Annotated in this window: 13 protein-coding genes; 8 read left to right on the top strand and 5 right to left on the bottom strand. The window is 70.3% G+C overall.

Translation table 11 applies throughout. The annotated features are described in order from the left end of the window. The first annotated feature begins 47 nt into the window (after positions 1-47). Complete coding sequence (locus ACQEU8_RS14020; protein ID WP_433100424.1) at positions 48-1,481, top strand: purine-cytosine permease family protein; 1,434 nt, start codon at positions 48-50, stop codon at positions 1,479-1,481. Positions 1,482-1,488: 7 nt separating this feature from the next. Here ACQEU8_RS14020 and ACQEU8_RS14015 read toward each other — a convergent pair whose 3' ends face one another. Together ACQEU8_RS14015 and ACQEU8_RS14010 are read right to left on the bottom strand one after the other, a co-directional pair. Continuing rightward, complete coding sequence (locus tag ACQEU8_RS14015; protein ID WP_433100422.1) at positions 1,489-1,854, bottom strand: hypothetical protein; 366 nt, start codon at positions 1,852-1,854, stop codon at positions 1,489-1,491. A gap of 17 nt (positions 1,855-1,871) precedes the next feature. Continuing rightward, complete coding sequence (locus tag ACQEU8_RS14010) at positions 1,872-3,119, bottom strand: helix-turn-helix transcriptional regulator (RefSeq protein ID WP_433100420.1); 1,248 nt, start codon at positions 3,117-3,119, stop codon at positions 1,872-1,874. Between the two features lie 195 nt (positions 3,120-3,314). Here ACQEU8_RS14010 and ACQEU8_RS14005 point away from each other — a divergent pair, with 195 nt between their 5' ends. After that, entirely contained in the window at positions 3,315-3,758 is a 444-nt protein-coding gene (locus ACQEU8_RS14005; protein WP_433100418.1) for an ATP-binding protein, read from the top strand. A 240-nt stretch (positions 3,759-3,998) separates the two neighbouring features. Here the strand turns inward: ACQEU8_RS14005 and ACQEU8_RS14000 are convergent, their stop codons facing one another. Further along, on the bottom strand, positions 3,999-4,757 hold the full coding sequence (locus ACQEU8_RS14000; protein WP_433100416.1) for a GntR family transcriptional regulator: 759 nt from the start codon (positions 4,755-4,757) through the stop codon (positions 3,999-4,001). Positions 4,758-4,920: 163 nt separating this feature from the next. Between ACQEU8_RS14000 and ACQEU8_RS13995 the strand changes: the two genes are divergently transcribed. Further along, positions 4,921-5,235 carry a hypothetical protein gene (locus ACQEU8_RS13995; RefSeq protein ID WP_433100414.1) on the top strand — a complete coding sequence of 105 codons (315 nt, stop codon included), beginning with the start codon at positions 4,921-4,923 and terminating at the stop codon, positions 5,233-5,235. A gap of 225 nt (positions 5,236-5,460) precedes the next feature. Here ACQEU8_RS13995 and rocD read toward each other — a convergent pair whose 3' ends face one another. Continuing rightward, positions 5,461-6,711 (bottom strand): ornithine--oxo-acid transaminase, encoded by a 1,251-nt coding sequence (rocD, locus tag ACQEU8_RS13990; RefSeq protein ID WP_433100412.1) that lies wholly within the window; start codon positions 6,709-6,711, stop codon positions 5,461-5,463. Positions 6,712-6,940: 229 nt separating this feature from the next. On the opposite strand from rocD, the gene trpS reads away from it, so the two are divergent. The 3 genes from trpS (at position 6,941) to ACQEU8_RS13975 (ending at position 9,824) form a co-directional block, all read left to right on the top strand. Continuing rightward, positions 6,941-7,954, top strand: a complete 1,014-nt coding sequence (gene trpS, locus ACQEU8_RS13985; protein WP_433100410.1) for a tryptophan--tRNA ligase — start codon at positions 6,941-6,943, stop codon at positions 7,952-7,954. An 11-nt stretch (positions 7,955-7,965) separates the two neighbouring features. Then, a complete protein-coding gene (locus tag ACQEU8_RS13980; RefSeq protein WP_433100408.1) occupies positions 7,966-8,631 on the top strand; it encodes a 2'-5' RNA ligase family protein in 666 nt (221 codons plus the stop codon). Positions 8,632-8,801: 170 nt separating this feature from the next. After that, the gene (locus ACQEU8_RS13975) at positions 8,802-9,824 is read left to right on the top strand and encodes a YihY/virulence factor BrkB family protein (protein WP_433100406.1); all 1,023 of its coding nucleotides are present in this window, start codon (positions 8,802-8,804) and stop codon (positions 9,822-9,824) included. Here the strand turns inward: ACQEU8_RS13975 and ACQEU8_RS13970 are convergent. Further along, the gene (locus tag ACQEU8_RS13970; RefSeq protein WP_433102384.1) at positions 9,730-10,851 is read right to left on the bottom strand and encodes a D-alanyl-D-alanine carboxypeptidase family protein; all 1,122 of its coding nucleotides are present in this window, start codon (positions 10,849-10,851) and stop codon (positions 9,730-9,732) included. The genes ACQEU8_RS13975 and ACQEU8_RS13970 overlap by 95 nt on opposite strands. Positions 10,852-11,333: 482 nt before the next feature. Here ACQEU8_RS13970 and ACQEU8_RS13965 point away from each other — a divergent pair, with 482 nt between their 5' ends. Together ACQEU8_RS13965 and ACQEU8_RS13960 are read left to right on the top strand one after the other, a co-directional pair. Beyond that, entirely contained in the window at positions 11,334-11,573 is a 240-nt protein-coding gene (locus tag ACQEU8_RS13965) for an SCO4848 family membrane protein (RefSeq protein ID WP_433102382.1), read from the top strand. 55 nt (positions 11,574-11,628) lie between these two features. Continuing rightward, positions 11,629-12,972, top strand: coding sequence for a metallophosphoesterase (locus ACQEU8_RS13960; protein WP_433102380.1), 1,344 nt, complete (start codon positions 11,629-11,631; stop codon positions 12,970-12,972). Positions 12,973-13,156: the final 184 nt, after the last annotated feature.

Below are 13,156 nucleotides of genomic sequence, written 5' to 3'. Positions count from 1 at the left end.
TCGGCACGGGGCCGAGCGGCTCCCGTGAACGGAGCGGGGGTAACGCCATGCCGGCGGTGGAGGAGAACGGCCTCAACGTCATAGCGGAGGCCGAGCGCAAGGGACGGCCCGCGCAGCTGTTCTGGCCGTGGTTCGGTTCGAATGTCTCGGTTCTCGGGCTCGGTTACGGCTCGTTCGCGCTGGGCTTCGGCCTGTCGTTCCGGCAGGCGCTCATCGCGGGCGTGGTGGGCATCGTCGCCTCGTTCCTGCTGTGCGGCCTGGTGGCGGTGGCGGGCAAGCGCGGCTCCGCGCCGACGATGGTGCTGAGCCGGGCCGCCTTCGGAGTACGCGGCAACCGGCTGCCGTCCGCGGTCTCCTGGGTGCTGACGGTCGGCTGGGAAACCGTCCTGGTGACCCTCGCGACACTGGCGACGGCCACGGTCCTCGACCGGCTGGGCTGGGGCGGCGGTACGGGCACGAAGGTGACGGCCCTGGTGGTGGTCTCCGCGCTGACGGTTGCCGCTGGCATCGCCGGATTCGACCTCATCATGCGCCTTCAGACGGCCATCACCGTGGTGACGGGAGCACTGACGGTCGGCTACATGGTGCTGGTGGCGGACGAGATCCGCTGGGAGCGGGTGTCGGCGCTGCCGGACGGCTCGGCGCAGCAGATGCTGGGCGCCCTGGTGTTCGTGATGACCGGGTTCGGCCTGGGCTGGGTGAACGCGGCAGCCGACTACTCCCGCTATCTGCCCAGGACAACGCGGGGCGCGGCGGTCGCGGGCTGGACCACGTTCGGCGCCTCGCTCGCCCCTCTGCTGCTGTTTGTCTTCGGCCTGCTGCTGGCCGGTTCCTCCCCGCGGCTGAACGAGGCGGTGGCCGCCGACCCGATCGGCGCGCTCACCACCCTCCTCCCGCTGTGGTTCCTCGTTCCGTTCACCCTCGTCGCCGTGCTGGGGCTGGTCGGCGGCGCCGTCCTCGACATCTACTCCTCCGGCCTGGCACTACTGGCCGCGGGCGTCCGGGTGCCGCGCTATGCGGCCGCCGCCGTGGACGGCGCCCTGATGGTCGCGGGCACAATTGCCCTCGTCTTCTTCGCCGACGACTTCCTCGGCACGTTCATGGCCTTTCTGACGACGCTGGGCGTCCCCATCGCCGCCTGGTGCGGCATCATGCTGGCCGACACGGCCCTGCGCAGCCGCCCCTTCGACGACACCGACCTCTTCCGCCCCCGCGGCCGCTACGGCGACATCCGCCTCCTCCCCGCCGCGATCCTGGCCGGGGCCACCGCGCTCGGCTGGGGCCTGGTCACCAACACCGGCGCCGCCTGGCTCAACTGGCAGGGCTACCTGCTCTCCCCCCTCGCCCTGGGCGGCCGAACCGGCCCCTGGTCGGCCGCCAACCTGGGCCTCCTCGCCGCGCTGGCGTTGTCCTTCACCCTGACCTTGGTCACGCAGCGCCGGACGGTACGCGCGCAGGAAGCCGCCCCTCACTCGGGATGACGCCCTCTTACCTGGTTGCCTTCTCGATGGCCTCGAAGATGTCCGCGTCCGTTTCCCTCTGCCACTCGGGGAGATCGGGCCAGTCCGCAACGTAGCCCGGCTTCGGGTCCTCGAAGTGCTTGTACATCTGGGCTGTCCAGCAGATGGCGACGAACCGGCCCTTCTGTTCCCGGGTGATCCGGGAGGCGTGCCCGCCGCTCAGTTCGAGGAACTGCCGCACCTGCTCGTAGACGGCACCCGCGGCTTCGCGTTCCCAGTCGGGGGTGTCCTCCCAAGGAGTTACGTACCCGGCCTTCGGCTCACCGGGAAAGTACCGGCGCACACCCGCGATCCACGCCTCCCGGAACAGCCGCCCACCCTCGGTCTGGGACATCCTGCCCACCCCTTTCGTCAGTCCACGCCAAGCGCCTTGATGTCGGCCTCCAGCCCGGCGATACGTCCGTCACGTGCCAAGGGCCCGAAGTCGGCACAGAGTGCTTGGAGTCTACGGGCGACGTAGCCGGAGGACGTTTCGACAGCCAGGTGCAGTGCCTCCTGGGCGTACGTGATGACCTGGTCAGGGTCATTGCGCTTGGCGCCGATCGCGGCCAGGTTCGTGAGCACAGCGCCTCGCCTGCGGAAGGAGTGGCCGTGAGCGAGGGCGCCTTGGCTCAGGGCTGACTGGAGGGTGCGTTCGGCCAGGTCGAGCCGGCCCAGTTGTACGTAGCGGGCACCACGTTCCTCAGCCAGGCGGGTGCCGTCGAAGCGGAGCCAGCCCCCGTTGTGTCCGGAATCGGACAGGTCGGCCACCTTTTCCGCCTCATCGAGGGCGCGCTCGCAGTTGGTCAGGTCGCCGATGCCCGCGAATGCCTCGGCCTGCACAGCGGCGACCCAATGCCGGGTCGCGAGGGAGCGATCACCACGCCGAGCAATGCGCTCGGCAGCAGAAAGTACATCGAGCGCATCGCGGTAACGGCGCTCGTAGACGTCCAGGTAGGCGTGGCGGGTAAGTGCGCAGGCCCACAGATCGAACGCCCTCGCTTCTTTGCTGGCGGAGGCCGCGAGCATGTATGAGGCAGCCGCGTCCGGGTAGCGGTTGCCGTCGAAGGCCAACTCGCCCGCCAATTGGAACAGATCGCCTGCGGCACCGCACAGCGCTTGCGCGTCCTGCTCCGTGCGGTGGTCGAGTGTCCTGGCCAGCGCGGAGAGCTGGTCTCGGACGACGGGGTAGACGGAGCCCTTGGTTCGAGCGAGCTGATACACCTGCCAAAGGTGCTCGTTCATCCGGGCAAAGTCAGTGGAGGCTCGCCGCTGGACCCCTTCCGCAAGAGCCTCCGACTCCTCGGCCGTCAAAGCCCCGGCAACGGCGAGCACGCGCAGGAACTCGCGTCGGATCATGTCATCGATATCCCTTGAGCCGTAATGGTCGCCTGGATGCCGCCTTGCAACGTCTGGCGGGTCGGCTGACTGCCCGCTTAAGAAAACGTCCAGTTCGGCAAGATCGAGCTGAAGAGCCGCCGCATACCTTGCCCGAAGCGAGGGCTGGATCTCGCCCTTCCCTTTCTCCCAGCGGCCGACCGTTGTGCGGTCGACCCCGAGCACATGAGCGAGCCCTTCCTGACTGTAACCCAGTGCTTTCCGCCGCTCAGCGAGGCCCACTGACACTCTCCCTCCCCGCTCCGCCGGTCAGTGCCCGGCGTGCACACCGTGCACGGTTCTGCATCAAGGCTGCCGCAGTGATGCCGTGGAGCGAACCCTTCCGAAGCGGTTCGCTTGACCTTGTCAGCAACAAGAACCGGCGGAAACCACCGCGGGATGCGGTCGAGTGCCCCCACCGCCCGGAGGGAAGACCTCGTGACCATCACTGGAAAGCGATCTGTGGGGACCGGTGTTCCCGGTTACACAGAAGTCCTGACCCGCGAAGAGGCGTCATCCGCCCACGCCCGCGGACTCGTCATTGCCGCATTGCATACGTGGAATCTCGAAAACTTGGCGCAGGACGCGGAGTCGATCACAGCCGAATTGGTTGCCAACGCTGTACAGCACAGCAGAGGCAGCGTGCTGCGGGTCAGCGTCGACCGCATCTCTTCGAGCACCGTGCGCATTGGTGTAGCCGACCGGTCCCATACCTGCCCGGTTGTACGTCGGCCCGAAGGTGATGAGGACTCAGGGCGAGGCCTGCTCCTCGTCAGTGCCCTGGCACATCGCTGGGGCACCGGAACGCGCCGCTGGGGGAAGGTCGTCTGGGCGGAGATGGTCGCCGGTAAATCCACCAATGCCAGGAAGGAAGTCCTGTGAAAGCGATCCCTGAAGAGCCAACCGTCCAGCCGCGACTCACCAAATTATTGTGGCTCGATCTGACTCGCAAGTGCCAACTCCAGTGCAGCCCCTGCTTCAATTCCTCGGGCCCTCGGGGCTTTCACGGCACCATGACGCGCGAGGACTGGATCAGTGTCATCGACCAAGCTGCCGCCGGCGGAGTCCGCCGGGTGCAACTCATCGGTGGCGAGCCGACCTTCGTACGCAGGAGGCCGCCCCTCACTCGGGTGTCGGCTGCCCGTAGCGCTCGACGGCACCGCCGGGATCCGTCTGGTAGGAGAGAGTCAGCCGCGGTGGCAGGCACCATTCGCCGTACAGGATCATGCCGTCCTCGTCGCTCCAGCGGTGTGCACCCGCGAGGGTGGGCGCGCCCGGCGGAATGCCAAGGTGCCCGGCCTCGCGCTGGTCCGCTTCGCGGGCGTGCATGTCGTCGCGGGCGTAGGTGGGAGCACGCCCGGTGGCTTCGAGGACCTTGGACAGCAACCCGTGCACTTTGCCGGGCGCGGTGCTGAGCAAGTCCGGGACGAGCGCGGCGAAGTGGGCGGGGAACCAGTCGACAGCCAGCATCAGTCGCGCCTTGCCCCGACCGACGACGTACTCGCGCCTGACGACCTGGTCGCCGTGGTCGAGGTCGAAGATCTCCGCGACGTACAGCGGCGGCACGATCAGCTCCGCCGCGGTGACGACAACCGACTCGCCGTCCGTCAGCACGCTTCCGGTCCGCCGCGCGAGCCCCGCCCGCTCGGCGGGCGTCATACTGACCGGCGCCTCGTCCGCGACGAACGTGCCGCGCGGCGATGTCCGTACGACCCCTTCCACCGCGAGCTGCCCCAGCGCACGCTGCGCGGTCGCCCCGGCACATCGATAGGACGCCGCCAACTCCTTGACGGTCGGCACCTTGTCCCCGGGCCCCAACTCCCCGCTCAGGATCCGGTCCCGCAACTCCGCCGCGATGTCCATGAAGCGCTGCTCTGCCATGCAACGCACGCTAGCCCGTGAACTAGGTCACCGAAAGGGCCCAACTGCGAACCAGTACACCCCTGATGGGTGAATTCCGACGCCAGAGCTTGAGAGTGAACTAGGACGGCTACACAGTGACCTAGTACGCAATGGCTGATCCCCCTCACGGGAGGAGCGCTGCATGAGCACCGACAAAGGCCCCTACTTCAAGGAAGACCTCCGGCTGCTGCCGTGGGCGTCGGACACCGGGAAGCCCTGCTACCTGGCGCCCGGCGCGGAGGACGGGATGATCTCCGCGCTGGCCGACGCGACCGAGGACCGGCAGGTCAGGGACGCGGCACGGGTGTTGGGGGAGTGCGAGGCGGTGCTGGCGCAGCCCGCCGCAGGCGCCCTCGCTTTGCGGCTGGCCTTAACGGCAGCCGTCCGTGCCCTCGGCGACGTACTGCGGGTCGCGCACAGTCGGGGCTTGCGGCTCGGCGCCTGTGACGACGAGTAGCAGTTGTCCGGGATGATCCGGGGGCCGGTGTACGGGAGACAGATCGGAGACCGCCCCCATCGCCGTCCTGCCTCGTTCACGAACTGAGGCGATGCAGCGGGAGGGACACGCCCCGTCAGGGGCGCGGGGAACTGCGCGTTCAGCCAAGACGCACCCGCAGTCTGCGAACGCCCGGCAGGGGCACCCCCTCACCCGCACGAGGGAGGGGGCGCCCACAGACACCGGCTAACCCGCCAGCACCGACCGCAACTGCTCCAGCCCCCAGTCGAGGTCCTCCTTGGAAATGGACAGGGGCGGGGCGAGCCGGATGGTGGAGCCGTGGGTGTCCTTGACCAGGACCCCGCGGGCCAGCAACTGCTCGGAGATCTCACGGCCCGTGCCGCGGGCGGGATCGATGTCGACGCCGGCCCACAGACCCCGGCCCCGCACCTCGCGGACGGCCGAGCCCGGCAGCAGATTCAACTCGCGGTGCAGATGCTCGCCGAGCTCCCTGGCCCGCTGCTGATATTCCCCGCCGCGCAGCATGTCGAGGACTTCGAGGGCGACCGCGCAGGCCAGCGGGTTGCCGCCGAAGGTGGAGCCGTGTTCGCCGGGACGGTGGACGCCCAGCACCTCGCGGGAGGAGACGACGGCGGAGACGGGCACCACGCCGCCGCCCAGCGCCTTGCCGAGGACGTACATGTCGGGGACGACGCCCTCCTGCTCGCAGGCGAAGGTCGCGCCGGTGCGGCCCAGCCCCGACTGGATCTCGTCGGCGATGAACAGTACCCCCCGCGCGCGGGTCAGCTCGCGGACCCCGGCCAGATAGCCGGGCGGGGGCACCAGCACGCCCGCCTCGCCCTGGACGGGCTCCAGCAGAACGGCGACCGTGTGCTCGTCGACGGCTGCCTCCAGCGCCGCCAGATCGCCGTACGGGACGACCTCGAAACCCGGCGTGTACGGACCGTGGTCGGCCCGGGCCTCCTCGTCGGTGGAGAAGCTGACGATCGTCGTCGTACGGCCGTGGAAGTTGTTCTCCGCGACGATGATCTTCGCCTGCCCGGCGGGCACCCCCTTGACCCGGTAGCCCCACTTGCGGGCTGTCTTGACGGCTGTCTCCACCGCCTCGGCGCCGGTGTTCATCGGCAGCACCATCTCCATCCCGCACAGCTCGGCGAGCTGCGCGGCGAAGTCGGCGAAGCGGTCGTGGTGGAAGGCCCGGGAAGTGAGGGTGACCCGGTCCAGCTGGGCCTTGGCCGCCTCGATCAGCCGCGGATTGCGGTGGCCGAAGTTCAGGGCCGAGTAACCGGCCAGCATGTCGAGATAGCGGCGCCCCTCGACGTCGGTCACCCACGCGCCGTCCGCGGTGGCGATGACGACGGGGAGAGGGTGGTAGTTGTGCGCACTGTGAGCTTCCGCGGTGGCGATGCTCTGCGCGCTGCCCGAGGCACTCGACGCGTTCGAGAGAGCGCCCGAGGGGCTTGAGAGGGTGGACATCGTCGTCTCCGTTCCTCCGTACATACCGGCGTGCCTGCCCGGTGGGGCCGCACCTTTCTATCTTCTGTCGCCGGGGAGCGTGCGAGGGCGCCCCGTCCAATTCCCCGCGCCCCGTCGCTCAGGGCCCGCGCCCCCTGGCCGATCCGGGTGCTCCCATGGGCCGGTCCCGTGCCCCAGCTCACCCGGAACTGGGGGGCGGGCGGGTCCGGACACCTGAGAGAATGGCCGCATGGTCAATGATCGTCCTCGTGTGCTGTCCGGAATCCAGCCCACTGCCGGTTCGTTCCATCTCGGCAACTACCTCGGTGCCGTGCGCCAGTGGGTGGCGCTCCAGGAGACCCACGACGCCTTCTACATGGTCGTCGACCTGCACGCCATGACGATCCCGAAGGACCCGGCCGACCTGCGCAACAACTCGCGGATGGCCGCCGCCCAGCTGCTGGCCGCCGGGCTGGACCCGGAGCGCTGCACGCTCTTCCTGCAGAGCCATGTGCCCGAGCACACCCAGCTGAGCTGGATCGTGGAGTGCCTCACCGGCTTCGGCGAGGCCGCCCGGATGACGCAGTTCAAGGACAAGTCCGCCAAGCAGGGCACCGACCACACCAGCGTCGGGCTGTTCACCTACCCCGCGCTGATGGTCGCCGACATCCTGATCTACCACGCGCACCAGGTCCCGGTCGGCGAGGACCAGCGCCAGCACCTGGAGCTGACCCGCACCATCGCCGAGCGGTTCAACGGGCGCTACGGCGCCACGTTCCCCGTCCCGGAGGCGTACATCCTCAAGGAGACGGCGAAGATCTACGACCTCCAGGACCCGGAGGTCAAGATGAGCAAGTCCGCCTCGGCCCCGAAGGGCATCGTCGAGCTGCTGGACGAGCCGAAGACCACCGCGAAGAAGATCAAGAGCGCGGTCACCGACACCGACACCGTCATCCGGTTCGACCGGGACAAGAAGCCCGGTATCAGCAACCTGCTGACGATCTACTCGACGCTCACCGGTGCCGGAATCGAGGAACTGGAAGATAAGTACGCGGGCAAGGGCTACGGTGCGCTGAAGACGGATCTCGCGGAGATCGTCACGGAGTGGGTGACGCCGTACCGTGACCGGACGCGGGAGTTCATGGAGGACCCGGCCGCACTGGACAAGATCCTGTTCGACGGTGCGGAGAAGGCCAGGGCCGTGGCGAGCGAGACGCTGCGGACCGTGTACGACAAGGTGGGCCTAGTGCCCAGCAGGCGGTGAAGGGAGAACCTATGGGCGCGGGAGCGACCGTCACCCTCGGCGTATCGCTCGCCGTCCCGGAGCCGTACGGCACACTGCTCCAGGCGCGGCGGGCCTCCTTCGGCGACGCCGCCGCCCATGGCATCCCCACCCACATCACCCTGCTGCCGCCCACCGAGGTGGCCGCCTCGGCGCGGCCCGCGATCGAGGCACATCTGGCGGGCGTGGCCCTGGCCGGACGCTCCTTCCCGGTCCGACTGTCGGGTACGGGCACGTTCCGGCCGCTGTCGCCGGTGGTGTTCGTGCAGGTCGTGGAGGGTGCCACGGCCTGCTCCCGGCTCCAGGAACGGGTCCGCGACCCGGAGGGCCCGCTTGATCGCGAACTGCACTTCCCGTACCACCCGCATGTGACCGTCGCGCACGGCATCCCCGAGCCGGCCATGGACCGCGCCTACGAGGAGCTGTCCGACTTCGAGTGCGCGTGGACGGCCACCGGCTTCGCCCTCTACGAACAGGGTGAGGACCAGGTGTGGCGGCTGAAGCGGGAGTTCCCCTTCGCCCAGCAGCCGAGCCCCGGCTATGGGAAGGGCGGCCCGGGGCTCGACGGGGCGCCACCGCTGGAGGTCCCCGTCCCGGCGCCCTGCCGTCCGCCGCACCAGCGGCGCTCCTCCCTGCGCCCGCCCGCCGCCACCCTCTGAGCGGCCGCCGCCCTCCGAGCCACCGCGCTCCGAGCCGCCGCCCGCACCGGTCGGCACCCGGTCCCGGCGACCCGGACTGCCCACCGGCGGCGGGAACAGCCGGACAGCCGGTCGTGGACGGTAACGTCCGGTGACGGCTGAAGATCACCAGGGCTGGGCAGGTGGCTGATGTGGAGAGACTGAAGAAGCTGCCGCTCGTGGGCCCGCTCCTGGCCTGGTTCCGCGCCGGGGCCGCCCGCTTCCGCGCCACCCGGATCTGGCGGATCTACCAGCACCTGGAAGACCGCAAGTGGACGCGGCTGGCCGCCGCCATCACCTTCATCAGCTTCCTGGCGCTGTTCCCGATGCTCGCCATCGGCGTCGCCGTCGCCGCCGTGCTGCTCTCCCACGACCAGACGAAACGGCTCCAGGACACCCTCACCGACCAGGTGCCCGGCATCTCCGACCAGCTCGAAATCCAGTCGCTGGTGGACAACGCGGGCACCGTCGGCGGTATCGCGGGCGTAGCGCTGCTGTTCACCGGCGGACGCTGGGTCGGCACCCTGCGCGAGAGCCTGCGCGCCGTATGGGACCTGGAGGAGGACCCCGGCAACCTCGTCGTCCGCCGCGCCGTCGACGTGGGCATCCTGCTGGGCCTCGGCGTCCTCGGGCTGGTCTCCTTCGGCGGCTCCGCGTTCGCCGTGACCGCCGTCGCCTGGGTCGCCGAGCAGTTCGGACTGGCCGAGGGCGGGGCGGGAACGGTGCTGCTGCGCGCCGCCGGATACACCGCCGCCGTCGCCGCCGACTTCGTGCTGCTGTGGTACGTGCTCACCCTGCTGCCCCGCGTGCAGCCCCCGCGCCGCGCGACCCTGGCGGCGGCCCTCCAGGGCGCGGTCGGCTTCGAACTGCTGAAGCTGCTGCTCGGCGGCTACCTCCAGCAGGTAGCCGCCAAGAACGTCTACGGCGCCTTCGGCGTACCCATTGCCCTGCTGCTGTGGATCAGCTTCATGACCAAGCTGCTGCTCTACTGCGCCGCCTGGACGGCCACCGCCCCCGCACCGGGGGAGGGCCCAGGAGCCCAGCAGCCCGTCAAGGACCTCACCGGCGACGGCGACGACGTCAGCGCAGACGGCGACGCGCCAGCTCCGGAAGCGGCCAGCGACGATGCACCCCGTACGCCACCAGAGCCAGGGCGACCAGAACACCGGCCGTGATCCCCAGCGCCGTCCCGGCACCGCCCGAGGGCTTGCTGTCGGCGTTCGCCGCCGCGCGGGCGTTCGAGCCGCCCGCCTCGCCGCCCTTGCCCGCGGGCGTGCCCCCGCCGTTCGCCGCGCTGCCCGGCGCCGCCAGCTCGCCCACCGGCTCCACCTTGCCGTCGGCGGCGAAGCCCCAGTCCAGCAGCTTGGCCGTCTCCTTGTAGACGCCGTGTGCCTCGGTCGCCTCCGGATGCATGACGGTCACCAGCAGCACCCGGTCGCCGCGCTGTGCCACGCCGGTGAAGGTGTTGCCCGCGTTCGTCGTCGAGCCGTTCTTGACGCCCGCGATGCCCGGGTAGGGGTCGACGCCGACGTCTCCGGTCAGCAGCCGGTTGGTGTTCTGGATCTGGAAGCTCTCGCGCTTCTTCTTGCCGGTCTTCTTGTCCTTCTTCGTCTCACCGGGGAACTTCGCGGTGGCGGTGGCCGCGTACTCGCGGAAGTCCTTGTTCAGCAGGCCGGAGCGGGCGAACAGCGTCAGGTCGTACGCCGAGGAGACCTGGCCCTTGTGGTCGTACCCGTCCGGACTGACCACCTTGGTGTCGTTGGCGCGCAGGGTGCGGGCCCGCTGGTTCATCTCCTTGACGGTCTTCGCCTTGCCGCCGTTCATGGCCGCCAGCACGTGCACCGCGTCGTTGCCGGAGCGCAGGAAGACACCGAGCCACAGGTCGTGCACCGTGTACGACTCGCCCTCCTTGACGCCGACGAGGCTGCTGCCCTCGCCCATCCCCGCCAGGTCCGAGGCGACCACCTTGTGGCTGCGGTTCTTGGGCAGCTTGGGCAGCACCGTGTCGGCGAAGAGCATCTTCAGCGTGCTGGCGGGAGGCAGCCGCCAGTGCGCGTTGTGCGAGGCCAGCACCTTGCCCGACTCCGCGTCCGTGACGATCCAGGACCGCGCCGAGAGCTTGGTGGGCAGCTTGGGGGCGCCGTTCTTCAGGTTCACCTGGGTGCCGGGCCGGCCGAGCCGCTCGCCGCCGACGGTGGACATCTGCGCGGGCGGCTTGGGCTGCTTCTGCTTGCCCGCCGGCTCGTTCTCGTCGGCGTGGGAGGGCTGGGCTCCCACGGCGGTCAGCAGCGAGAGCACCAGGGCGGTGGAGGCGAGGCCACCGAGCGTGGTCGCGCGGCGCTTGCGCGAGGCGCCGCGCGGGCACGGGCGCGCGGCGTGGTCTGAATAATGCGAAGAAATGGGCACCCTGCGAACGTACAGGCCCCCCGGCCCGTTGGGGACGCCGAGGCCCTCCATGAGCGGGATCCGGTAGCCCAACTCGCGCAGTCCCGTAGGCCAATGGGGGCAGGGGCCGCAGCCGGGCCCCCGCGGGCCGGCACCCCGCCGGATGACGGCGCCGGACCCCGACCGGCGGCGGGTCCCGCTGCGGCCGCATACTGGACATCATGCGCGACACCTCCACACCCCCCGCCACGGACCGCGAGCCGGCGGCGGCTGAGCCCTCGGCGGCACGGCGGACGGGGCTGGTGCTCTCCCGGCGGGTCTCCTGGTTCCTGCTGGCCTTCGGGGTCTGGTCCTGGTTCGTCTGGATCACGTTCGTCAAGAACCTCTGGAAGGACAGCAGCGGACTGGCATTCGACGACGCCGGTGAGCCGACGGGTTATTTTTGGGTTCACCTGCTGCTGGCGATCACCTCGTTCCTGCTGGGAACAGCGATCGGTCTGATCGGTCTGCGCGGACTGCGGGCGGCCCGGCGCACCTGAGCCGCCCGGGGCAGGACCGGGAACGGGTGAGAGCGAGGGGGAGGGACGGGCTGTGATGGTGGTTGTGGGCGTACTGATCGGACTCGTCGTGCTGGGCCTGCTGGCCGGTACGCACCTGTATCTGTGGCGGCGCTTCGTACGCGACATATCCGCGCCGCGCAGCTGGTGGCGGCGCCTGGGCACGGTGCTGGCGGTGGCGCTGCCCGTCACCACGTTCAGCGGGCTGGTCTCAGGGCGCGCGGGCGCGCCCTTCGCGCTGGAGCGCGTACTGGCCTGGCCCGGCTATCTGTGGCTGGCCTGCCTGCTGTATCTGACGCTGGCGCTGCTCGCCGGGGAACTGGTGCGGTTCGTGCTGCGGCGCACGGCCTGGGGGAGGGAGCGGGCGGGCCGGCTCACGGCGGAACCGGCAGCCGTCATGGGGCAGCCCGCGCCGGTCGCGGAGCCCGTCACTGTGACCGAGCCGGCACCGGCGGTGGCAGAAGCGGTGGGCGGCGGCACGGGCGGCGGTGTCGCGACCGAACCCGACGCTCCCTCGCGCACCAGCCCGCACACCGTCCCCCTCTCCGCTCCCGTGCCCTCCCGCCGGGTCTTCCTCGCCCGCACCCTCGCCGGCACCGCGGCAGCGGTGGGTCTCGGTACGACGGCGGCCGGGGCCTACAGCGTGCTGAACGGGCCGACGCTCAAGAACATCACCGTCCCGCTGGCCAAGCTGGGCCGGCGTGCGCACGGCTACCGCGTCGCCGTCGTCAGCGACATCCACCTCGGGCCGATCCTGGGCCGCGCCCACACCCGGCGGATCGTCGACACCATCAACCGGGCGCAGCCGGACCTGGTGACGATAGTCGGCGACCTGGTCGACGGCAGCGTCGCCGATCTCGGCCCGGCCGCGGAGCCGCTGCGCGAGCTGCGGTCCCGGCACGGGTCGTACTTCGTGACGGGCAACCACGAGTACTTCGGCGACGCCCGCGAGTGGATCGACCACCTGCGCGAGCTGAACGTCCATCCGCTGGAGAACGCCCGGCGCGAACTGCCGGGCTTCGATCTCGCCGGGGTCAACGACCTCGCCGGTGAGGAGCAGGGGCAGGGGCCGGACTTCGGCAAGGCGCTCCGCGACCGGGACACCTCACGGGCCTGCGTGCTGATGGCGCATCAGCCGGTGCAGATCCACGAGGCCGTCGACCACGATGTCGACCTCCAGCTCTCCGGCCACACCCACGGCGGCCAGCTGTGGCCCGGCAACCACCTCGCGGCCCTCGCCAACCCCACGGTCGCCGGGCTCGAACGCTACGGCGACACCCAGCTGTACGTCACCCGCGGCGCCGGCGCCTGGGGCCCACCCGTGAGGGTGGGCGCCGAATCGGACATCACCATCGTGACCCTGGCCTCGAAGAAGGCGTAACCGCGTAGCCGCGGGCCTCACCGACCTGGACGGAAGCTGCCCCTGTTCGCCCGTCGCAGGCTGCGGGCCCGTCGTGGCTGCTCGCGCAGTTCCCCGCGCCCCTTACAGGCGCGTGCTCCCTGCTGCGCTCGGGCAGTCTGCTCCCCCAGCCTCGGCCGGGAGGTGCCCCCAGGGCGCAGGGGCA

This window comes from Streptomyces sp. CA-250714, from assembly GCF_050936705.1.
Classification (GTDB): domain Bacteria; phylum Actinomycetota; class Actinomycetes; order Streptomycetales; family Streptomycetaceae; genus Streptomyces.
The sequence above is the reverse complement of the archived record's forward strand: the minus strand, read 5'-3'. Positions and strand labels throughout refer to the sequence as shown.

What these genes read in the sequence shown, in the direction of transcription:
- ACQEU8_RS14020 (WP_433100424.1), top strand. Translation starts at nt 48, where the DNA reads ATGCCGGCGGTGGAGGAGAACGGCCTCAACGTCATAGCGGAGGCCGAG.
- ACQEU8_RS14015 (WP_433100422.1), bottom strand. Translation starts at nt 1,854, where the DNA reads ATGTCCCAGACCGAGGGTGGGCGGCTGTTCCGGGAGGCGTGGATCGCG.
- ACQEU8_RS14000 (WP_433100416.1), bottom strand. Translation starts at nt 4,757, where the DNA reads ATGGCAGAGCAGCGCTTCATGGACATCGCGGCGGAGTTGCGGGACCGG.
- ACQEU8_RS13995 (WP_433100414.1), top strand. Translation starts at nt 4,921, where the DNA reads ATGAGCACCGACAAAGGCCCCTACTTCAAGGAAGACCTCCGGCTGCTG.
- rocD (WP_433100412.1), bottom strand. Translation starts at nt 6,711, where the DNA reads ATGTCCACCCTCTCAAGCCCCTCGGGCGCTCTCTCGAACGCGTCGAGT.
- trpS (WP_433100410.1), top strand. Translation starts at nt 6,941, where the DNA reads ATGGTCAATGATCGTCCTCGTGTGCTGTCCGGAATCCAGCCCACTGCC.
- ACQEU8_RS13980 (WP_433100408.1), top strand. Translation starts at nt 7,966, where the DNA reads ATGGGCGCGGGAGCGACCGTCACCCTCGGCGTATCGCTCGCCGTCCCG.
- ACQEU8_RS13970 (WP_433102384.1), bottom strand. Translation starts at nt 10,851, where the DNA reads ATGTCCACCGTCGGCGGCGAGCGGCTCGGCCGGCCCGGCACCCAGGTG.
- ACQEU8_RS13960 (WP_433102380.1), top strand. Translation starts at nt 11,629, where the DNA reads ATGGTGGTTGTGGGCGTACTGATCGGACTCGTCGTGCTGGGCCTGCTG.